Consider the following 21,621-nt stretch of genomic DNA (forward strand, 5'->3'; position numbering starts at 1 on the left):
ACCGATCAGCCTCGCGCTGCTGCGTCGTTGACTGCCTGGACGATGGCTTCGGGCGAACCGTTACCAGCGAGAAGGTCGACGACAGCGACGTTCAGGGCGTTTCCGACGTTCTGTCCGTAGAGCGTGTCGAGCCACAGCACCACGTACGGCGCTTCGCTGTACGCCTCGAGCACCGACTGGAGAGCAGGTGTCGTGACGACATCCTGCGCCTCATTGCTGGCGGGAAGCGTCTGGAAGGCCTCGGCGTAGGCCTCCTGCTGGTCCTTTGTCGCCAGGAAGTTCAGGAAGTCGACGCACTCGGCTGGGGCGTTGACCCAGCAGGAGTAGCCGTCGGCCCCACCCATCATGGCACCGGGCGTACCGTCGCCGCCCTCGATCTCGGGGAAGGGGAACCAGCCAAGGTCAGGCAGCGGCTGCTCGTCCGGGGTGAGCGACGCGATGACGCCGGGGTTCCACGCACCCATGAGTTCCATCGCGGCCTGGCGGTTGGCCAGCAGTCCTGCTGACGATCCTGCGCCCTGCTGCGCGGGTGTCGTGAGGAAGCCGTCGTTGAAGGGCTCTGTGGCGATGAACTCCTGAAGGTCCTCACCCGCACGCAGCCAGCACTCGTCGTCGAACGAGCGGCTCTTGGCTGCCTCGTCCATCGCTTCCTGCGAGCACTCGCGCAGGGCGAAGTTGTAGTACCAGTGAGCGGCGGGCCAGGCATCCTTCGCGCCGACGGCGATCGGTGTGATGCCCGCAGCCTTGAGGGTGTCGTTGACCTCGACGAGCTCGTCGATCGTTCCGGCAGGCTCGACCCCCGCCTCGTCGAAAAGATTCTCGCTGTAGAAGATGCCCTCGGGGAGTACGGCCAGCGGCATACCGAAGACCTTGCCGTCGAGGGTGAAGGCGCTCAGCGACGATGCCATCGCCGACTCTGCCTCGGCTGAGATCTTGCCGGTGAGGTCCATGACCTGGCCAGCGTCGACGACGTCCGCAAGCTTTCCGCCGCCGCGCGCCATGAACACGTCGGGGGCATCTCCGGCGTTCAGGGCGGTCTGGAGCTTGCCGTCCATGTCTTCGTTCTGAATGGACTGCACTTCGACCGTGACATCGGGGTTCTCGGCCATGAAGGCTGCTGCAGCGTCTTCCCAGTACTGCATGCCATCGCCGGTGGTCGAGTTCTGCCAGACGGTCAGCGTGACCGGCCCGTCTCCCGACTCGCCGCCGGAGCCACTGCATCCGCTGAGCGCGAGTGCGCCGACGGCCAGGGCGGCCGACGCCGTGAGTACTTTGCTGTACTTCATGTGATTCTCACCTGTTCTCTTCATTGAGGAGCGGCTCGGGCGTCGAGCCGCCGCTGCGTGGACACGGTGCATGTGGGGCGAGCTTCCCGTGTCTCGCGGCCCGTGGGGGGCGACGTGGGAACAGTGTCGTCAGGCGCATCACTTCATGTCAAACGTTTTCGAAAACCTTTTCAAAATCCAGTAGGGTGGCCATTCATGGCGAGACGTCCGACGATCACCGACATTGCAACCGCGGCGGGAGTGTCGGTGGCTACCGTCTCGAAGGCGGTCAACGGGCGCTACGGGGTGGCCCCCGAGACCGTCGAGAAGGTCATGCGGGTGGTCGCCGAGATGGGCTATGAATCGAGCCTCGTCGCCAGCCGGATGCGCGGTGTGCGCACCGGCGTTGTCGGTGTTCTCGTTGCCGAATTCGAGCCGTTCAGCGCCGAGGTCCTCAAAGGCGTGGGAGCTGCAGCAGAGTCCCACGAGCTCGATGTGCTCGCCTACAGCACGCCGCGGCGGGTACACGGAGCCGGGTGGGAGAACACGTCCCTCGCGCGACTGGCGGGGAGCCTTATCGACGGCGCGATCATTGTGACGCCGACCGTGGAGGCGATCGTCGCCGACATCCCGGTCATCGCGATCGACCCCCACGTCGGACCGGGTGATGGCGTACCCACGGTCGAGGCCGACAGCTTCGGGGGAGCTGTCTCGGCAGTCAAGTATCTGATCGAGCTTGGCCACCGCCGGATCGGGTTCGTCGCCGGGCGGCCGGACCTGCGCTCATCGCGTGCGCGAGACGCCGGCTACCGGCGGGCATTGTCCGATGCCGGGATCCCGTACGACTCCGAAGTCGTGCGGGTTGGTTTCTACGAGCAGGATGCTGCGCGCACCGCGGCGCTCTCGCTGCTCGATTCGCCCCGCCGCCCGACCGCCGTGTTCGCCGCGAACGATCTGTCGGCCATCGGCATCATCGAGGTCGCACGGGAGATCGGACTCGAGGTCCCGCGGGATCTATCGGTGATCGGTTTCGACGACGTGCTCGAAGCGTCGCGGATGTCGCCTCCACTGACCACCGTTCGCCAGCCCATGCGGCGACTCGGGGCTGCAGCCATGTCCCTGTTGACGACTCTCATGAACGGCGAAGAACCGCCAGAGCGCCACGTGCGGCTTGCAACGCAGCTCATTCCGCGGGCCACAACCGCCCCGCCGAGGTCCTCAGGTGAGCGGTAGTGCGACCAGCACGACGATGCCCAGTGCCCCGATGAGTGCCACGAACACCGCCAGCGTCAGCAGGAGTGCGCCGTCGGGAACGAGGGTGTGATCGCGAGCCGCGACAGTCGCGAACGATATGCGCTCGTAGCGGCGGCGGGACCATGCCCACAGAACCGCTGAGAAGATCACTCCGAGGATGCCGGGGAGGATCCACCATCCGCCTCCGAGAGCCGTGGGCAACAGCCGCATCGCGACGACAGATCCGACCGCGATACTCAGAGCGGTCCGCCGCCACGCCAGTTCGGTGCGCTCGGGCTGGAGCCCCGGATCGAACAGCTGATCACTCACGCGGGTGCCGCCCTAGGCGAAGATGACAGCGAGCAGGATGAGCGCCGCCGACAGCGTGACGGCCACCCCCGTGACCGCGCCCAGGAGCGACCCCGGCAGCGGGCTGTTCAGTCGCAGGGCGCGCTCGCTGCGCTGCCACCCGAACCAGGCCAACGCGGGAGTGAGCATCCCCATGACAATCAGCACGAGGCTGGCTGCCAGTCGCAGGCCCGGATGCAGGGCAAGACCGAGCACCTCCAGGGCGACTCCACCGGCGATGAGGGCGAGGGCGGTGCGGATCCAGGCGAGAAATGTTCGCTCGTTGGCAAGCGAGAACCGCACATCCGGCTCCGAGCCGTGACGGTAGACGGACTGCGGAAACCGCGGGCTCATCGGGGCCTCCCTGAACGCTGACGATTGCTCACCCTACCGCGACGCGCGCCACCCGTCCGGCGCGATGGCCAGGTGATGATCAGGTGATCAGCGCTGCCCGAATCTGCTCGATCGCCTCGCCCCAGCCGGGGTCTCCCGTCCATGCCGCAGTCAGTTCGCTGCCCGAGCCGCAGGCGGCATTGAGTGCGGCGACCGCAAGATCGCGGGTGTCCGGGGTCGGACGACCCGCGCGCGTGATGAACGACTCCACTTCCTCGGTGTACGCGTCTCGCTGTGTCGCGTGCCCCAGGCCGTGCGCGACGACTTCGGCTGCGGCGACGGCGATGACCGCCGTGTCACGATCGATCTCCTCGCTGTCCTCGAGGGCATCGGCCAACGCCTCGTCGACCACGCTCCAGTCCGACTCGTCTTCGAGTTCCCAGGCCCAGTCAGCCGCGACATCGTTGCCGAACGGCTCAACACTCCACGCACCCATGGCCGGCACGCTAGGGGTTCCGAATGAACGGATGCCCCTCCTCCGGTAGCCCCGATGTGACACTCGGGCAAAGGCTCGCGACGTCCCCTCCTGCACGAATCCGGATCGCGGCCGGGGCTCAGGAGCTCATGCCGCTGGAGAGCTCGGGTGGTTCCGTGTCAGCGATCGGAAGGGTGATCTGCGCGCAGGTGCCCACCGGCTCTGCGCGAGCCAGCTCGATCCGGCCGTCCATGGCCGACAGGAGCTCTTTGACGATGGCGAGGCCGAGGCCTGTCCCCGGGACCCCGCGGCTCGTGCTCGAGGAGCTTCGATAGAACCGGTCGAAAATGTGCGTCAGATCCTCCTCGGCGATGCCCTCGCCCTGGTCCGAGATCGTGACGACCACCTGATGGTCGGTACGGTACGCCACGATCGAGATCGTCCCGCGATCCGGCGAGAACTTGATCGCGTTGGTGAGGATGTTGGTGAAAACACGCGTGAGGTCGATCTCGCGGCCGTGGACGGGTAGATCTGCCTCGATCTCGGCGGCAACCCGAAGGTGACGTTGCTGGATGCTGTGCTTCGCGTCTTCGACGCTGCGTTGCAGCGCGAGCCCGGCATCCGTGACGGGCAGAGCGTCAGCTGAGGAAGGCCCTCGGCTCAGCTTCGACACCAGCAGTACGTCGTCGATCACCCCGCGTAGCCGCGTCGCGTTTCTGAGGATCACGTCCACCTGTTCGCGAACGTTCGGGTCGTCGGTCGTGTCGCTGAGCTCCTCGGCGAATCCGAGGATCGATGTGATCGGGGTTCTCAGCTCGTGCGTGACACTCGCGACGAAGTCGACTTTCTGCTGTGTGAGGGCCTGGAACGTTCGGCTCACCTGGCGTTCGCGCTCCAACCGCCACTCCATCTCGCGCTCCGCTTCACGAAGCGGCCGCAGGTCCTGCACCGAGACGAGGAGTACGCGGTTCAGGCCGGAGCGGTTGACAGCGTCGATTGTGATCGTGGCCGGCGGGTTCCCGGGTGCGACATCCTCCCAATCGACAGTCACCGAGACGTCGTAGGTGGCCTCGGCAAGCGACGGTCGCAGGAGCGCATCCTCGCGAAGGCGCCAGCGCCCCGTATCCGCGCGTTCGAATTCGCTGCGCAGCAGGACGACCGCCGAGGCGTTGACTTCCAGAACGGAGTACTTGCCCGGGCTGTCCTCTTGGAGGATCGCGAACCCGCTCTTGGACTGCCGGAACGCGTCGTGAAGCAGGTGCGATACCGCCATCTGTCTGTTCTCGAGTGCGCGTCTGTCGTTCTGCGAAGCCGAGATCGCGAGAGTGGTCGCACCGAGGCAGATCGTGAAGACCTGGAGCGCCGTCGCTGTCGGAAGCTCCGAGCTGGCGGCGGCGTACGCTCCCCCGCCGATGACGGTCAGCCCCGCGGCTGTGCCAACGACCGCGAGAAGCTGCACGGCGACGAAGAACATGGGTTCTGCAACCGCTGCCCAGGCCATGAGCGGCATGGCGAGGATCGGAAGGGGGACAGGTGTGCCGGGGAAGAATGCGATTGCCGTGGCGGCGAGCATGGCCACGGTGAGGACGACGCTGCGCCACCAGCGTGCGGATGCTGCACGTGGGATGGCGATGAGGCCGAGTGGCGCGATCAGCACCATCGCCGAGAGGTGGGACGCGCCGATCGTCCAGAAGGCGTCCACGAAGTCGCCGCCGCTGAACTCGCGGGCAACTCCCACGAACGCACCGACGATGGCTGCTCCGCTGATCGCCCCGATGGCGAAACGACCGACATCCGTCAATGTTGTCAGCCGGGGTCGATCCTGCTCGCGCGAGACCGCTGTCGCAACCACCCACACTTCGACTGCGACCCCGAGCGACCCCAGAATCACCACGAGGAATGGGCGGCCGGCAACCGCCGAGCCGAGCCCCGACGCCAGCGCCACCGCGACCGCCGTGAGCCATCGCCACCGCGACGGCGAGGCCGCAACGGCGATCGCGCCGACAGCAGCCGTCGGCCACCACCACGCCAGGCCCATCTCGCCACGCTGTTCGAGGGCGAAGACGACGGCGAGAGCCCCGCCCAGCGTGACCAGCCCAGTGACGCAGACCGCTCGCCACACGGGCGCGGCCTGACCGATGGTCGCCGCAACGCTTGGCCGCGTCATGCCCGATCCCTTCTGACGTGCCCACCCCTTCGCACTAGCATGGCTCACAGCAGGGCCTTTCGCAGGCCTGAAGCAGTCTTTTACCGAACGGAGGGTCGTGTGGCGCGCATCATCGTCATCGATGACGACGCGGACATCGTGCGGCTCGTCGCGATCCGGCTCGCGCGCGCCGGCCACGAGATCGACGAGTACTACGACGGCACCTCCGGATTGCGGGCTATCCAGTCCACGAGTCCCGACCTTGCGGTTGTTGACTGGATGATGCCTGGCATGGACGGCATCGCCGTCGCCCAGGCGGTTCGGGCAGATGCGTCGCTCGCGAACCTGCCGCTGCTGCTTCTCACCGCCCGCTCAGATCCCGCAGAGCACGAATACGCCCGAGGGGAAGGCTTCTCGGCTGTCGTGACCAAGCCCTTCACAAAGGCGGAGCTGCTCAGTGCGGTCAGCGCGCTCCTTCCGCCGGATGCGGGCGCGCCGGCATCTGGCTGAGCGGATCTGCGAGCAGGGCAGCGAAGGCTGCCTCCGCAGCGCCGATCAAGAGTCGGTCATCGGCGAGAACTGCGGCTCGGATGTCCACGTCCTCGGCGTTCGCGGGCATCGACTGCGCGCGAACGAGCTCGGTGAGCTGATCGGCTGCTCCCTCAGCGAGCATCGCAAGGAAGCCGCCGAGCACGATCGCGCGAGGGTTCAGGACGTTGACGGCATTCGCGAGAGCTGTTGCCAGGACCCGCCGCTGCCTGTCCGTCTCAGCCGCTACGGCGGGCTCATCGGACGTCGACAGCGCTGCCGCCAACGTCGGGTCGTCAGCGCTGGTCAGGCCTACTGCACGCAGGAGTCGTGAGCGGCTGACCTCGTCTTCCAGGACGCCGTCGGGGGCTTGTTGATCGGTCGCGGCGGCGATGCCGGGACGGTTCTGGCCGAACTCGCCGGCGTAGCCCGAAACGCCGCGTACCGGCATCCCGTGAACGATGAGACCGCCACCGATACCGCTCGCGCCGCCGTTGAGGTAGACGACGTGGTCGAGTCCGCGCGCCGCGCCGTACAGATGCTCGGCAACCGCGCCGAGGGTTGCGTCGTTGTCGACGGCTGTCGGCAGCCCCGTCGCGTCGGCGACGAGTTCGCGGATCGGCGCATCGTGCCACTCGAGGTGTGGTGCGGTGCGCACCAGGCCGTCGCGCGCGCGGACCAGCCCCGGGACGGCGACTCCGATGCCCACGATGTGGTGATCTGCGAGCGCGGTCTCCCGCCAGTTGGCGATGGTGTCGGCCACGAGGGTGGCAGTCTCGCCGGGAGTGATGAGCTCGGTGCGCTCGATGCGAAGGCGGGTGGCGATCGACTGGTCGAGGGCGACTGCCGCGATCGTCACGGCATCCACCTCGGGGTTGACGGCGACCGCGACCACCCGCCGGTCTGCGGTGACGATCGGCGATGGACGACCCACCCGTCGAGAAGGGTCGGGCGCGGTCTCGGTCACCAGGCCAGCCGTGCACAGTTCGGCCACGAGATCAGCGATCGTCGAACGGTTCAGCCCGGTAGCGAGGGTCAGAGCGGCCCGTGACCGGGCTCCTTCGAGGTGGACCTGCCCGAGAATGCGAGCGAGATTGCGAGTCCTGACGCTGTCGGTTCCCGGCTCGAGCATGCGTTCACTGTAGGGGATAGCGGCGGCATCCGTCGTGGTATAGGTTGTTGCTCGCAACAATTATCCGCGTGCCTCGTGCGAAGGAGCAGTCATGCCCACCCCCACCCCCGCCGACAAGTTCTCGTTCGGTCTTTGGACCATCGGCTACAACGGCGCCGACCCGTTCGGTGGCCCCACCCGTCCGCACCTGGATGTCGTGCACGCCGTGGAGAAGCTCGCCGAGTTGGGCGCCTACGGCCTGACCTTCCACGACGATGACCTGTTCGCCTTCGGCTCGAGCGATGCCGAGCGCCAGACGCAGATCGACCGGCTCAAGGCGGCCCTGGCCGACACGGGCCTGATCGTCCCCATGGTCACCACCAACCTGTTCTCGGCCCCCGTCTTCAAGGACGGCGGGTTCACCTCCAACGACCGCCAGGTGCGCCGCTTTGCCCTCCGCAAGGTGCTGCGCAACCTCGACCTGGCCGCCGAGCTGGGAGCTGCGACCTTCGTCATGTGGGGTGGGCGCGAAGGTGCCGAGTATGACGCGGCGAAAGACATCCGTGCAGCCCTGGAGCGCTACCGCGAGGCGGTGAACCTGCTCGGCGACTACGTGACCGACAAGGGCTACGACATCCGCTTCGCGATCGAGCCCAAGCCCAACGAGCCCCGCGGCGACATCCTGCTGCCCACCGTCGGTCACGCCCTCGCCTTCATCGAGTCGCTCGAGCGTCCCGAGCTCGTGGGCCTGAACCCCGAGGTAGGCCACGAGCAGATGGCGGGGCTCAACTTCGCCGCAGGCATCGCCCAGGCGCTCTACCACGGCAAGCTCTACCACATCGACCTCAACGGCCAGCGGGGCATCAAGTACGACCAGGACCTCGTGTTCGGTCACGGTGACCTGCACAACGCCTTCGCGCTCGTCGACCTGCTCGAAAACGGCGGCCCGAACGGTGGGCCGGCCTACGAGGGCCCCCGCCACTTCGACTACAAGCCCAGCCGCACCGAAGACGAGACCGGGGTGTGGGACTCCGCTGCCGCCAACATGCGCACCTACCTCCTGCTCAAGGAGCGGGCACAGGCATTCCGCGCCGACCCCGAGGTGCAAGAGGCGCTCGCTGCCGCACGCGTGCCCGAGCTGTCGGTGACCACGCTCGGCGAGGGTGAGTCCTACGACGAGCTGCTTGCTGACCGCTCGGCGTACGAGGAGTTCGACCCGGCGCAGTACTTCGGTGGCAAGGGATTCGGCTTCGTGCGCCTCCAGCAGCTGGCTACCGAGCACCTCATGGGTGCGCGCTAAGGCACGCAATCTGGCCGGGTTCTCGCTCGCGAGGGGTCGCAACACGCCGCAGGCATGTGCCCACAGGCGGCACATTGCGACCCCTCGCGTGAGAGATCAGCCCACGAAACGCGAGGAGAAGCAATGACGCTGGTGATGGGGGTCGACTCGTCGACGCAGTCGTGCAAAGTCGTGATCACGGATGCCGAGACCGGCGCCATCGTGCGGGAAGGCCGTGCGTTGCATCCGGCCGGCACCGAGGTCGACCCGGGCTCGTGGTGGGAGGCGCTGCAGGAGGCGATTGCCGCGGCGGGCGGCACCGAGGATGTCACCGCGTGGTCGATCGGCGGGCAGCAGCACGGCATGGTCGTGCTGGATGCCGAGGGCCGAGTTATCCGCCCGGCGCTGCTGTGGAACGACACCCGGTCAGCCGGGGCGGCCAGCGACCTCATCGCCGAGTTCGGCGCGGAGGACCTTGCCCGGCGCACGGGACTCGTGCCGGTTGCCTCGTTCACCATCACGAAGCTGCGCTGGCTGCGCGATCACGAGCCCGCGAGCGCGGCCCGGGTCGCGGCCGTCGCGCTCCCGCATGACTGGCTGACGTGGCGGCTGCGGGGCTTCGGTCCGATGGGTGAGTCGGCGCGCGGCCCCGTCCTCGAAGAACTCATCACCGACCGTTCGGATGCCTCGGGCACGGGGTACTGGTCGCCGGATGCCTGGGTGGCGGACGCAGCGGGAAAGGTCATCACCGACGGCTACGACCGCGACCTCCTGACTGCGGCGCTCGGCCACGACGCGGTGCTTCCTCGGGTGCTCGGCCCGCGCGAGTGGGTGACGGATGCCGGTGGGCGGCATGTGGCACCCGGCGCCGGCGACAACGCGGGCGCTGCCCTCGGGGTGGGTGCCGGAACCGGCGATGTCGTCGTCTCGATCGGCACGAGCGGTACGGTCTTCGCCGTGAGTGACCGGCGGACGATCGACCCGTCAGGCACCGTCGCGGGCTTCGCCGACGCCGACGGTCACTTCCTCCCGCTGGTGGCGACCCTCAACGCGGCGCGGGTGCTCGACGCGATCGCCGGTGTGCTCGGCGTCGACCACGACGGTCTCAGCGGCCTCGCGCTCGCCGCAGATCCCGGGGCTGGAGGGCTCACGCTCGTGCCCTACTTCGAGGGCGAGCGCACCCCCAACCTGCCGGATGCAACGGCATCCGTCACGGGCATGACACTGCGCTCAACGACCCGCGAGAATCTCGCCCGCGCCGCGGTGGAGGGAATGCTCTCGGGGCTTGGCGCGGGTCTTGACGCTCTGCGAGCCCTCGGTGTTCCGCTGCAGCGCGCACTCCTGATCGGCGGTGGCGCCCAGTCCGAGGCGGTGCGCAAGATAGCTCCGGCGGTCTTCGGGATGCCGGTCGAGGTGCCGGCGCCCGGCGAGTACGTGGCCCTCGGCGCCGCTCGTCAGGCGGCGTCGGTGCTCGCCTGACGAGCCCGCCTCTTCGCCGACCGCGAGACTGCACCGTGCCCGTGAGACAGGCGCCGGCGTGCGAAGTCTCGCGGGCACAAATCAGTCTCGTGCGAGTGGCGGGGCACCAAACCGGATGCTGGGCTCACAGCGATCTCGTACCCGCGCTTCATAGGTTGGGGGCATGAGTCACGCGCCGGCCACCGACCCCGCGATTCCACCGTTCCCGGAGCATCCGTCCGACGAGGTGACCGTCTCGCTGTCGCAGTTGAGGGCGGCGCGCGACGAGGTGCAGCGCTTTCTGTTGCCCTACCAGTTCGGCCTGAAAGAGATCGAGACGAAGGTCGAGATCCTGCGCGACGAGTTTCTGCAACTGCACGACTACAACCCGATCGAGCACATCTCCAGTCGCGTGAAATCCGCCGACAGTCTCGTCGCCAAGGTCGGCCGCAAGGGCATCGACGGAGACTTCGACTCGATCCGCACGCACATCACCGACATCGCGGGCATCCGTGTCACGTGCAGTTTTGTCGCGGACACGTATCGCCTCTTTGACCTCCTCACCCAGCAGGACGACATCCAGGTGCATTCGGTCAAGGACTACATCGCCGATCCGAAGCCCAATGGCTACAAGAGCCTGCACGCGATCGTGAGGGTTCCCGTGTTCCTCTCGACCGGCCGGGTCGATGTCCCGGTCGAGGTCCAGTTCCGCACGATCGCGATGGATTTCTGGGCGAGCCTCGAGCACAAGATCTACTACAAGTTCGACCGTCAGGTGCCCGAGACCCTGCTTGCGGAGTTGAAGGATGCCGCAGCCAGCGCCTCAGAGCTCGACGAACGGATGCAGCGGCTGCACCGCCAGGTGCACGGCATCCGTCCAACGTCGCCCCGCACACTCGAGGTCTGACCTGGCCCCGCTCTAGCAGGGCCGAGTTCTCCGGAGCAACCACCCCCACCTGGAAACCCCGCTCGACTAGGGTGGAATCCCACCGGGAAGGGGTGCCGTGCAAACATGGCCAGGGTCGGCGTATCCGTTGGGTGCGACCTTCGATGGGAACGGAACCAACTTCGCCCTCTTCAGTGAGGGCGCTGAGCGCGTCGAGCTCTGCCTGTTCGGCGAGCGCGGCCGCGAAACCCGCGTAGACATGCTCGAGGTCGATGCCTATGTGTGGCACGCGTACCTGCCGAACATCGCGCCAGGCCAGCGCTACGGCTACCGCGTCCACGGCGAGTACGACCCCGCATCCGGCAAACGGTTCAACCCCAACAAGCTGCTGCTCGACCCCTACGCGAAGGCTGTCGACGGACAGGTGACCTGGGGCCAGTCGGTGTTCGGCTACACCTTCGGCGACCCCGACTCCCGCAACGACGACGACTCCGCAGCCGAGATGATGAAGGGCGTTGTCATAAACCCCTTCTTCGACTGGGGTGGTGATCGCCCGCTCCGCATCCCCTATTCGGAATCCTTCATCTACGAAGCCCACGTCAGGGGGCTGACGATGCGGCATCCCGACATCCCCGATGAGATCCGCGGCACCTACAGCGCCATCGCTCACCCGCTCATCATCGAGCACCTCAAGCGTCTCGGCGTCACCGCGATCGAGCTGCTTCCGGTGCACCAGTTCATCAACGACTCGATGCTGGAAGAGAAGGGCCTGTCCAACTACTGGGGCTACAACACCATCGCCTTCCTCGCGCCGCAGAACACCTACGCGTCCTCCGGGCAGCGCGGTCAGCAGGTGCAGGAGTTCAAGGGGATGGTGCGTGCCCTGCACGAGGCCGGTATCGAGGTCATCCTGGATGTCGTCTACAACCACACCGCTGAGGGAAACCATCTCGGGCCTACGCTCTCGTTCCGCGGCATCGACAACGAGGCGTACTACCGACTCGAAAATGACGACAAGCGGTACTACACCGACTACACCGGCACAGGCAACAGCCTGAACGTCGGCAACCCGCACGCGCTGCAGCTGATCATGGACTCGCTGCGGTACTGGGTGCTCGAGATGCATGTCGACGGATTCCGTTTCGACCTCGCCGCGACCCTCGCCCGAGAGTTCTATGACGTCGACCGGCTCGCCACCTTCTTCGAGCTCGTGCAGCAAGATCCGGTGGTCAGTCAGGTCAAGCTCATCGCCGAGCCCTGGGATGTCGGCCCCGGCGGCTACCAGGTCGGGAACTTCCCCCCGCAGTGGACCGAGTGGAACGGCAAGTACCGCGACACCGTCCGGGACTTCTGGCGGGGCGAGCCGCAGGCGCTCGGTGAGTTCGCCTCTCGGCTCACCGGGTCGAGCGACCTGTATGCCCACTCGGGTCGCTGGCCGGTGGCATCCATCAACTTCGTCACGGCGCACGACGGGTTCACCCTGCGCGACCTCGTCTCATACGAGCAGAAGCACAACGACGCCAACGGCGAGGACGGCCGCGACGGTGCCGATGACAACCGGTCGATGAACTTCGGTGTCGAGGGCCCCACCGATGACCCCCAGATCAATGAACTGCGCGAGCGGATGCAGCGCAACTTCATCGCGACGCTGCTGCTGTCGCAGGGTGTGCCCATGCTCCTGCACGGCGACGAGCTCGGCCGCACGCAGCGAGGGAACAACAACGGTTACGCGCAAGACAACGAGATCACGTGGATCGATTGGGAGCACGTTGACGCGAGTCTGATCGACTTCACCTCCGCGCTCGCGCGGCTGCGTCGCGACCACCCCACGTTCCGGCGACGTCGCTTCTTCGATGGCCGTCCCGTGCGCCGCGAAGAGGTCGAGCGCATCCCCGACATCGTGTGGCTTCGGCCCGATGGCACACAGATGCAGCCAGAAGACTGGGACTCCGGATTCGGACGGTCGATCGGCGTGTTCCTCAATGGGAACGGCATCCGTGAGCGCGACCGCCGGGGCGAGCCGATCACTGACCGGCACTTCCTCGTGCTGTTCAATGCTGGTGACGAGCCGGTCGAGTTCAGGCTGCCGGATGTCGATTTCAGCCCCAACTGGGATGTGCTGGTCGACACGGCGGGAACCCTCGCGAACACCGAGCCCGTCCATCCCGGGGCGGTCCTCGACCTCGCGGCGAAGTCGGTGGTCGTGCTGTGCGAGCACGTCGAAGAAGAGGTCGAGGTCGACAGATTCGTCGCCGCGTCGCTGGCGACCGGAACGGTCCAGATGGACGAAGTCCCGGGAGCTGCCCCCAAGGAAGAACTGCCGAGGTAGTGATGCATCCCACGTCGACGTACCGCCTGCAGATCCGCGCCGCGTTCGACCTGGATGCCGCAGCCGCCGTCACCGGATACCTGCGTGATCTCGGCGTGGGGTGGGCGTACCTCTCGCCCCTGCTGCAATCGACCACCGGCTCCGACCACGGCTACGACGTCGTCGATCCGACCCGCGTGGATCCCGCCCGCGGCGGGGCGGCGGGGCTGGAGCGTTATGCCGCGGCCGCGCGGGCGGCAGGGCTCGGCATCCTCATCGATACGGTTCCCAACCACATGGGGATCGCGGTGCCGGTCGAAAACCCCTGGTGGTGGGACGTGCTGCTTCGGGGCAGAAGCTCGCGGTATGCGGCAGCGTTCGACATCGATTGGGAGTTCGGTGGCGGCAAGGTGCGGGTCCCGGTGCTCGGATCGGAGGCCGACGAGGCCATCGATGCGATGGAGATTCGCGTCGACCCGAAGCCCACGGCCCGTGCGCCGCACGGCACCCTGCGGTACTTCGATCACGAGTTCCCGCTCGCGGAGGGGACCGCGCCGGGAGAGGCGACGTCGTACCCGGATGCCGTCCGCCAGGTGCTCGCTCGCCAGCACTTCGAGCTGATGTTCTGGCAGCTCGAGGCATCCGAGCTGAACTACCGGCGCTTTTTCGCCGTCTCGACCCTGGCAGGCGTTCGCGTCGAGGACCCGGTTGTTTTCGACGAGGCCCATGAAGAGGTGGCGCGGTGGTTCCGGGAGGGCCTGGCCGATGGCCTGCGCATCGACCACCCCGACGGGCTGGTCGATCCCGGCGGTTACCTCGAACGGCTCGGCGCGATCACCGGGCGACGGTACACGTTGGTCGAGAAGATCCTCGAGCACAGCGCGACGGAGCATCCCGAGTTGCTGCCGGCGTGGTGGGACACCGACGGCACCACCGGGTACGACGCCATGGCCGAGATCGACCGCGTCTTCATTGACCCGCATGGCGAGGGTGCCCTCGACGCGCTTGATGAGCGGTTGCGCGGCGCGACGGGCCTGCCGCCAGCGCAGCCCTGGCCCGACCTCATCCACGACACCAAGCGGATGATCGCCGACACGATCCAACGCAGCGAGATTGCCCGACTCGTGCGGTGCCTGCCCGAGCAGGTGGCGCTCGCTGCTTCGGATGCCACCGATGCCCTGGCCGAGCTCCTCGCCTGCTTCCCCGTCTACCGCTCCTACCTTCCCGCGGGGCGGGAGGCCCTCGACGAAGCGCTGGCTGAGGCATCCGCTCGTCGCCCCGACCTGGCCGAGGCTATCGATGCGCTCGCGCCGCTGCTGGCCGACCCGACGCTCGAAGTGGCTCGCCGCTTCCAGCAGACGACGGGCCCCGTCATGGCCAAGGGCGTCGAAGACACCGCCTTCTATCGCGCCACGCGCCTGGGTGCCCTCACCGAGGTCGGAGGAGATCCGTCGGTGTTCTCGCTCACGGTCGAGGGCTTCCACGAAGCCTTCGCCCGCAGGCAGGCGCACCGCCCCGCATCGATGACGTCGCTGTCGACGCACGACACCAAGCGCGGCGAGGATGTGCGTGCCCGCCTGTCGGTGCTCGCCGAGATCCCGCATCGCTGGGCCGCCGCGCTCGAACAGCTCCGCGCCGTGGCGTCAACCGGACACGGGCCGTTCGACTCTCTGTTGTGGCAGGCGATCATCGGCTCGTGGCCCGCAACCCCCGAGCGCCTCCACGCTTACGCCGAGAAGGCAGCGCGCGAAGCGGCAGAGGCGACGACGTGGTGGAATCCGGATGCCGACTTCGAGCGCCGGATGCACGCCGTCGTGGATGCCGCCTACGGTCCCGCGCGAGAGCTGGTCGAGGCTTTCGTCGACGAGGTCGCGCAGCCGGGCTGGAGCAACGCGCTGTCGGCGAAGCTCGTGCAGTTGGCAGGTCCCGGAGTTCCCGACGTCTACCAGGGGTCCGAGTTGTGGGAGACCTCACTGGTGGACCCCGACAACCGTCGCGCCGTCGACTTTGCGCAGCGCGCAGCGATGCTCGCCGAGCTCGACCGCGCGGAGTCCGAAGGACGCGTGCCTGCCATCGATGCATCAGGAGCTGCGAAGCTCCTGGTCACGTCGCGCGCGTTGCGCTTGCGGCGCGACCGACCCGAATTGTTCGCGCGCTACTTGCCCGTTCAGGTGCTGGGTTCGGCATCCGGCCACGCTGTAGCTTTCGACCGGGGCGGCGCTGTTGCCGTCGCCACCCGGCTGCCCGTCGGGCTGGTGGCACGCGGCGGCTGGGCCGACACCCGGATGCTGATTCCCGGCGGCACCTGGACCGACGCTCTGACGGGCCGCGCCTATCCCGGCGGAGAGGTGCCCCTGGCAGACGTGCTGGGCTCGCTGCCTGTCGCGCTCTTGACGCGTCAAACACCCGACCTGCGTCGAGGCGCTGCGGGTGACGGGGTGTCTCATGCAGGCTTCGGTGTCTCGGGTTTCAGCGAAGCGGAGGAAGCATGATCGAGGTCTGGGCACCCCGAGCGCAGCGGGTACGGATGCGTCGACCGGGCCACCCCGATGTGGCGATGACCGCGGGAGACCGCGGGTGGTGGGTGGCGGACGTTGAGCTTGCCGATGGCGATGAATACGGCTTCGTCCTCGGTGACGCCGACGCGCTACGCCCCGATCCGCGGTCGCGTCGGCAACCGCGGGGGGTGCACGAGGCATCCGCCTTCTTTGATGCCGGCGCGTTCGAGTGGACCGACGGGGCCTGGACAGGGCGGCAGCTGGCCGGGGGTCTGATCTACGAGCTGCACGTGGGAACGTTTACACCCGAGGGCACGCTGGATGCCGCGATCGGTCGGTTCGATCACCTCGTCTCGCTCGGGGTCACGCACATCGAACTGCTGCCGGTCAACGGGTTCAACGGCGTCTGGAACTGGGGCTACGACGGCGTGCTCTGGTACACCGTCCACGAGGCTTACGGCGGCCCCGCCGCCTACCAGCGGTTCGTGGATGCCGCGCACGCCGCGGGCCTGGCCGTCATCCAGGACGTCGTCTACAACCACCTCGGCCCGAGTGGCAACTACCTGCCCGAGTTCGGTCCGTACCTTCGGGATGCGGCGCGCAACACGTGGGGCCTGTCGGTGAACCTCGACGCGCGCGAAGTGCGTGATTTCATCGTCGAGAACACGCTCCTGTGGCTGCGCGACTACCACGTCGATGGACTGCGACTGGATGCCGTGCATGCCCTGCACGATGAGAGCCCGACCCACATCCTGCAGGAGATCACCGAAGCCGCCGACGCGCTCTCGGCGCACCAGGGTCGCCCGCTGACCCTCATCGCGGAGTCCGATCTGAACGACCCGACCCTGATCCTGCCGCGGGAAGCCGGCGGCTACGGACTGACCGCACAGTGGAGCGACGACTACCACCATGCACTCCACGTCGCGGTCAGCGGCGAGACCGTCGGCTACTACGAGGACTTCGGGGCGCTCGGGGCTCTCCCGAAGGTGTGGACCGAGGGGTTCTTCCACAACGGCACCTACTCGTCGTTCCGCGGGCGGGATCACGGTTTCCCTATTCCGCCGACAGTGCCCACCTGGCGTCTGGTGACGTTCGGGCAAGACCATGATCAGATCGGCAATCGCGCCACCGGTGACAGGCTCAGCCAGACCCTGTCCACCGACCGGCTCGCCGTGGCCGCGCTCCTGACGCTCACTACTCCCGGGACGCCGATGCTGTTCATGGGGGAGGAGTGGGGAGCATCCACGCCGTGGCAGTTCTTCACGTCGCATCCGGAGCCTGAGCTCGGGGAGGCCACCGCGAAAGGTCGCATCGAGGAGTTCGCGCGGATGGGCTGGGACCCCGCGATCGTTCCGGACCCGCAGGATCCCGAGACCTTCCACCGCTCGAAGCTCAGCTGGGCCGAGGCATCCACATCGCCGGAGGTGGGGGTCGACCACGCGCGCCTTCTCCAGCTCTACCGTGACCTCGCCGCGCTTCGACGTGAGCGTCCCGAGCTGACGGACCCCGCGTTCGCGGACTGCGACGCGCTGTCGGGGAACGGCGCCGACGGTGAGGATCCCCGGGCGCGGTGGTTCGTCCTTCAGCGGGGCGAACTGTCTGTTTTCGTGAATCTCACCGGGGCATCGCACACCTTCGCGGTGGCGCCGGCTGCCGTCATCCTGCTGCACACCGGAGGGCCGGATTCGGCTCCCGTCATCGCCCCGGCGGTGGTGGGGCACCAATCGACGGGCGCGGCATCCGTCCTCACCCTCGCCCCCGACTCCGCCGCGATCGTCGCCCCCGCCCCCTGACCCGAGTGCCGAACCCACAGGTTTCAGCGCGCGCCCACACGCCTGTGCGCGCGGATGATGTGGGTTCGCGTCGAGGGAATGTGCTCCCGCTCGCTATCGTGATGGGATGGCCGCGAACCTACTAATCGTCCCGCTGCTGGCCGCGCTCGCGCCGCTGCTGACCCGGGTGATCGGGCGGTGGTTCGCGGTGCCGATCGTTGTGTTCGAACTCGTCCTGGGCATCCTCGTCGGGCCCTCCGTGCTGGCGTGGGTCGAGCCGGTCGAGTTCCTCGCGACTCTCGCCCAGTTCGGTCTGGCGATGCTGTTCTTCGTCGCTGGATCAGAACTTGACTTCGCCGCTTTCCGCGGGCGCACGGGCCGTAACGCAGTGGTCGGATGGCTCCTCTCGCTCGGGATCGGCATACTGATCGGCCTGCTCGTCGGGCCGTTGGGGGCGGCGATCATCATCGGCATCGCGCTGTCATCGACGGCGCTGGGGACGATCCTTCCGATCCTTCGTGACGCCGGCGAACTGAAGACTCCGTTCGGCAAGGCGGTCGCGGCAGTCGGTGCGGTGGGCGAGTTCGGTCCGCTCGTCGCGATCTCGGTCTTCCTCGGCGGACGCGATCCGGGGGCGGCCTCGATCGTGCTCGCCGCCTTCCTGGTGGTCGCCGGGTTCGCGATCTGGTTAGCCTTCCGCATCCCGCACGGCATGATGCACCGCGTCGTGAGTGCGACATTGCACACGTCGGGCCAGTACGCGATCCGTGTGGTGTTCCTGATCCTCGGAGGGTTGCTTGCGCTGAGTATCGCGCTCGACCTCGACATCCTGCTCGGCGCCTTCACCGCAGGAATCGTGTGGCAGCTCATGATGCGCGACGCATCCGACGAAAATCGCGAGGCTGTCGAGAGCAAGATCGAAGGCATCGCCTTCGGGTTCCTCGTGCCCATCTTCTTCATCTACACCGGCGTCACCTTCGACCTCGCGGCGCTGCTGGAAAACCCCACGCTGCTGTTGTTCGTGCCCGTGGTTCTTGTCGCGCTGCTGATCGTGCGGGGTCTGCCCTCGATGCTCGTCGCGCCGCCCGGATCACGCGTGCGCGACCGGATCGCTCTCGGCCTCTTGGGTGCCACCGGCCTGCCGATCATCGTTGCCGTCACCGCGATCGGCGTCGACGAGAACCTCCTCACGTCGGCGCAGGCCGCGCTGCTCGTCACCGGCGGCATGCTGTCGGTGCTGATCTATCCGCTCGTCGGGATGCTCTTGCGGGGTGAGCGCGTCAGCCGCGTGCCGGCCGAGCTGGACGACGCGGTCTAGCGCGGTGAGAACCGCTGATTTACCCGATCTGCTCGTCTGGGCCAGAGCCGAACTCGCCGCTGCGCCGCGGGAACTGCTCGGCGAGGTCGTGACGCCTCGGATGCTCGGCATTCCGCGCTCGCCCCGGGTCGTCCTCCGCGACGAGGTATGGCACCTCGGCGTCCTCCTGCTCGGGGCGGCCGACCTCTACGCAACCGGCGAGATCGTGCGATCCCGTGAGCCGGCGCGCCGCGGGTACACCGCGGAGTCCCAGCGTGCCCGGGCGGGACTGGCCGAAGCGGCGTTTCGCGGCGGCATCCTGCCTGGCACAGCTGTGCATCTTGGATGGCGACGGCTCGATGTCTCGTCGCTCAGCGAACCGACATCCGCCGAGATGGGGCCGCTGGCCGTCATCGACGGAGCTCTCCGCGTGCGCTGGAGCACGAGCGGCGGATACGCGGATGCCGAAACCTATGTTCGCGAGCGGGTCGAGCTGGTTCGGCATCCGCCCCAGGGTGCCACCTGATCCTGTCCGCACCGGCACTCGTCGCGCAGGTAGGCGAAATCGCGGAGGTCGGTGGATTCCGGCGCCAACCTCCTGCGCTGCGGATATCTCCTACACCCGCGAGAGACCGAGGCGCCGTATCGGGGTTGCTACGCGCGGGAGGAATTGACGCTGCGACCCCGCACGATGCCGACGAAGGCCTCGACCTCGGGCGTGGTGCGCTCGGCTAGCCATGCCAGCGCGATGCTGGAGGTGGTACCGCCCGCGAACGGCCGGTACGTCACGTCCTTGCGGTGATGCAGTCGCGCGAGCGACATCGGGACGATCAGGATGCCGACGCCGGCCGCCGCGAGTGCGACAGCTGCCTTGGTGTCTGGCGGGGGCGCGAAACCCGGCTTGATGGTTCCCGGAACTGCCTGCTGCAGCACGTCATCCTGCGCAACGATGAGCACCTCGCCGGACAGGTCCTCGGGGGCAAGCTCTTCAGCCACTGACAGGGTCGAGTCGCTTGAGAAGACCACGACCGGGATCTCCTCGTACAGCGGGATGGCGTGAAGATCGGTCTTGTCGATCGGGAGTCGGACCAGCGCCGCGTCAACACTCCCGGCCAGCAGGCGGTCGCGCTGCGAAGCCGGAGTGATCTCCACCAGCTCGAGGCGCGTTCGCGGCATGCGTTCTCGCCATAGCGAGATCCACTTACCGGGCGTCGCCCCGGGCACCGCTCCGAGCCGGAACAGCTCGGCTGGCGGCGGGCCCGCGGGTGTCGATGTATCCCGTGCTCGGGATGATCGGTCGTGCCTGGCCATCCCGTCAGGCTACCGCCACGGCGTCAGGCGACGCGGTTCAGGCAGGTGATCTCAGGCGGCGAGGCGGAGCCCGCGACGGTCGGTCGCGACCCGCTCGTTCTCGCCCACGATCTCGTCGTCGCCCAGGAGTGAGCCGACGGCGACGCGAGCGTGAGCGCCGATGACAGTGCGGATGCCGATTTTGGAGCCGGCTCCTACCGCCGCGCCCGGGCCGATGTGCGCGTGCGGCGCAACGATGACTTCCGGGCCGATGAGCGCGTCCGATTCGATCCACACGCCGCGGCCGATTCGGGCGCCCGCGGCGATCTGAACTCCGGGTTCGACATACGCCCCAGCCTCGACGATCGCCGTCGGGTGCACTTTGGCCCCGTGCGCGATCAGTCCTCGGCCATTGGCGTGTTTGCGATACCGCAGTGTCTCGCCGTGGTCGTTCTCGATGTCGACGTAGTTCTTGCCCACGATCTCCTCCACGGGGCCGTTCGGCCCCAGTACGATCCCCAACGCCGTGGTACGGAGATTCATTCCCCTGCATCCGCTTGCCGCTGAATTCTCTGTAGCGGCAATGGTGCCGGATCTCGGGTTCGTCGTCTCCCGGCTTGACATCTCTTCGGAACAGTCCCGACATCGGATTGGCAGAGAATGGAAGGCATGCCAACCGACGATCTCGGCGACGCGCATGACACGACTTCGGAGACCCCGGATCAGTCCTCGCACCCTGCTCCAGAGGCCACCCGCACCCTCGTATTCGACGAACGTGCCACCGCACACTCGCCGGCGGAGGACGTGCTCGGCATCCTCACCGGTACCTTCACCGCATCACTGGGGCTCTACCTGTTGCAGTCCTCGGAGGCCGTTACCGGCGGCACGGCAGGACTCGCGCTGCTGATCCAGTACGCATCCGGGTTGCCGTTCTGGATGCTGTTCCTGCTCATCAATCTGCCCTTCGCCGTGCTGGCGGTGTGGCAGCGCGGCTGGAGCTTCACGATCCGAACTGTCATTGCGATCGCCTTGGTCTCGGGCTGGTCGGTGGTGCACCACGCACTCTTCTCCATTGATGACCTCAACCCGATCTACGGGACCCTCGGCGGGAACCTTCTGGCCGGAGTGGGTCTGCTGATCTTGTTCCGACACCGAGCGAGCCTCGGTGGGATCAACATCGTCGCGCTCATCGTGCAGGACCGGTGGGGGTTCCGCGCCGGATGGACCCAGATGATCTTCGATGTCATCATCGTTGCCGCGGCGCTGCTGGTGGTGCCGTGGCCCAACGTGGTGCTGAGCGGTCTGGGCGCTGTCGTACTGAACCTCGTGCTGGCGATGAACCACCGCCCGGGACGGTACATCGGGCACTGAGAGCGCGGCCGCCGCCGGCGTCG

At 67.5% G+C, this 21,621-nt stretch carries 19 protein-coding genes; 11 read left to right on the forward strand and 8 right to left on the reverse strand.

What is annotated here, in order from left to right:
• Window positions 1–5 precede the first annotated feature (5 nt).
• A complete protein-coding gene (locus BGO47_RS05930) occupies window positions 6–1,286 on the reverse strand; it encodes an extracellular solute-binding protein (RefSeq protein ID WP_292709486.1) in 1,281 nt (426 codons plus the stop codon).
• Between the two features lie 195 nt (window positions 1,287–1,481).
• Here BGO47_RS05930 and BGO47_RS05935 point away from each other — a divergent pair, with 195 nt between their 5' ends.
• Window positions 1,482–2,498: a LacI family DNA-binding transcriptional regulator gene (locus BGO47_RS05935; protein ID WP_292709488.1), complete on the forward strand. Its 1,017-nt coding sequence runs from the start codon at window positions 1,482–1,484 to the stop codon at window positions 2,496–2,498.
• On the opposite strand, the gene BGO47_RS05940 is transcribed toward BGO47_RS05935, so the two are convergent.
• The 4 genes from BGO47_RS05940 to BGO47_RS05955 all read right to left on the reverse strand — a co-directional run bounded on the left by BGO47_RS05940 (window position 2,484) and on the right by BGO47_RS05955 (window position 5,821).
• The gene (locus BGO47_RS05940; protein ID WP_292709490.1) at window positions 2,484–2,828 is read right to left on the reverse strand and encodes a DUF202 domain-containing protein; all 345 of its coding nucleotides are present in this window, start codon (window positions 2,826–2,828) and stop codon (window positions 2,484–2,486) included. The two genes, BGO47_RS05935 and BGO47_RS05940, sit on opposite strands and share 15 nt — an antisense overlap.
• A gap of 12 nt (window positions 2,829–2,840) precedes the next feature.
• Window positions 2,841–3,200, reverse strand: a complete 360-nt coding sequence (locus BGO47_RS05945; protein ID WP_292709492.1) for a DUF202 domain-containing protein — start codon at window positions 3,198–3,200, stop codon at window positions 2,841–2,843.
• Between the two features lie 79 nt (window positions 3,201–3,279).
• Complete coding sequence (locus tag BGO47_RS05950; protein ID WP_292709494.1) at window positions 3,280–3,675, reverse strand: DUF4259 domain-containing protein; 396 nt, start codon at window positions 3,673–3,675, stop codon at window positions 3,280–3,282.
• A gap of 118 nt (window positions 3,676–3,793) precedes the next feature.
• Window positions 3,794–5,821 (reverse strand): ATP-binding protein, encoded by a 2,028-nt coding sequence (locus tag BGO47_RS05955; protein WP_292709495.1) that lies wholly within the window; start codon window positions 5,819–5,821, stop codon window positions 3,794–3,796.
• Window positions 5,822–5,920: 99 nt separating this feature from the next.
• Between BGO47_RS05955 and BGO47_RS05960 the strand changes: the two genes are divergently transcribed.
• Window positions 5,921–6,310, forward strand: a complete 390-nt coding sequence (locus tag BGO47_RS05960) for a response regulator (RefSeq protein ID WP_292709497.1) — start codon at window positions 5,921–5,923, stop codon at window positions 6,308–6,310.
• Here the strand turns inward: BGO47_RS05960 and BGO47_RS05965 are convergent.
• A complete protein-coding gene (locus BGO47_RS05965) occupies window positions 6,264–7,460 on the reverse strand; it encodes an ROK family protein (RefSeq protein WP_292709498.1) in 1,197 nt (398 codons plus the stop codon). The genes BGO47_RS05960 and BGO47_RS05965 overlap by 47 nt on opposite strands.
• A gap of 91 nt (window positions 7,461–7,551) precedes the next feature.
• Here BGO47_RS05965 and xylA point away from each other — a divergent pair, with 91 nt between their 5' ends.
• The 8 genes from xylA to BGO47_RS06005 all read left to right on the forward strand — a co-directional run bounded on the left by xylA (window position 7,552) and on the right by BGO47_RS06005 (window position 19,463).
• Entirely contained in the window at window positions 7,552–8,739 is a 1,188-nt protein-coding gene (xylA, locus tag BGO47_RS05970) for a xylose isomerase (protein WP_292709500.1), read from the forward strand.
• 123 nt (window positions 8,740–8,862) lie between these two features.
• Window positions 8,863–10,197 (forward strand): FGGY family carbohydrate kinase, encoded by a 1,335-nt coding sequence (locus BGO47_RS05975; RefSeq protein ID WP_292709502.1) that lies wholly within the window; start codon window positions 8,863–8,865, stop codon window positions 10,195–10,197.
• Window positions 10,198–10,360: 163 nt separating this feature from the next.
• On the forward strand, window positions 10,361–11,083 hold the full coding sequence (locus tag BGO47_RS05980) for a GTP pyrophosphokinase family protein (RefSeq protein WP_292709504.1): 723 nt from the start codon (window positions 10,361–10,363) through the stop codon (window positions 11,081–11,083).
• Between the two features lie 97 nt (window positions 11,084–11,180).
• A complete protein-coding gene (gene glgX / locus BGO47_RS05985; RefSeq protein WP_292709506.1) occupies window positions 11,181–13,391 on the forward strand; it encodes a glycogen debranching protein GlgX in 2,211 nt (736 codons plus the stop codon).
• Window positions 13,392–13,393: 2 nt separating this feature from the next.
• A complete protein-coding gene (gene treY, locus BGO47_RS05990) occupies window positions 13,394–15,862 on the forward strand; it encodes a malto-oligosyltrehalose synthase (RefSeq protein ID WP_292709508.1) in 2,469 nt (822 codons plus the stop codon).
• Complete coding sequence (treZ, locus tag BGO47_RS05995) at window positions 15,859–17,661, forward strand: malto-oligosyltrehalose trehalohydrolase (protein WP_292709510.1); 1,803 nt, start codon at window positions 15,859–15,861, stop codon at window positions 17,659–17,661. Before treY ends, treZ begins: the two co-directional genes overlap by 4 nt.
• A 106-nt stretch (window positions 17,662–17,767) precedes the next feature.
• Window positions 17,768–18,958, forward strand: a complete 1,191-nt coding sequence (locus BGO47_RS06000) for a cation:proton antiporter (protein WP_292709533.1) — start codon at window positions 17,768–17,770, stop codon at window positions 18,956–18,958.
• Window positions 18,959–18,962: 4 nt separating this feature from the next.
• Window positions 18,963–19,463, forward strand: coding sequence for a glutaminase (locus BGO47_RS06005; RefSeq protein WP_292709534.1), 501 nt, complete (start codon window positions 18,963–18,965; stop codon window positions 19,461–19,463).
• A 128-nt stretch (window positions 19,464–19,591) separates the two neighbouring features.
• Here BGO47_RS06005 and BGO47_RS06010 read toward each other — a convergent pair whose 3' ends face one another.
• Together BGO47_RS06010 and BGO47_RS06015 are read right to left on the reverse strand one after the other, a co-directional pair.
• Window positions 19,592–20,179, reverse strand: a complete 588-nt coding sequence (locus BGO47_RS06010) for a LysR substrate-binding domain-containing protein (protein ID WP_366246876.1) — start codon at window positions 20,177–20,179, stop codon at window positions 19,592–19,594.
• Window positions 20,180–20,299: 120 nt separating this feature from the next.
• On the reverse strand, window positions 20,300–20,770 hold the full coding sequence (locus BGO47_RS06015; protein ID WP_292709536.1) for a transferase: 471 nt from the start codon (window positions 20,768–20,770) through the stop codon (window positions 20,300–20,302).
• A gap of 126 nt (window positions 20,771–20,896) precedes the next feature.
• On the opposite strand from BGO47_RS06015, the gene BGO47_RS06020 reads away from it, so the two are divergent.
• Window positions 20,897–21,598, forward strand: coding sequence for a YitT family protein (locus BGO47_RS06020; protein WP_292709538.1), 702 nt, complete (start codon window positions 20,897–20,899; stop codon window positions 21,596–21,598).
• Window positions 21,599–21,621 lie beyond the last annotated feature (23 nt).

The organism is Microbacterium sp. 67-17 (genome assembly GCF_001898325.1).
Lineage (GTDB): Bacteria > Actinomycetota > Actinomycetes > Actinomycetales > Microbacteriaceae > Microbacterium > Microbacterium schleiferi.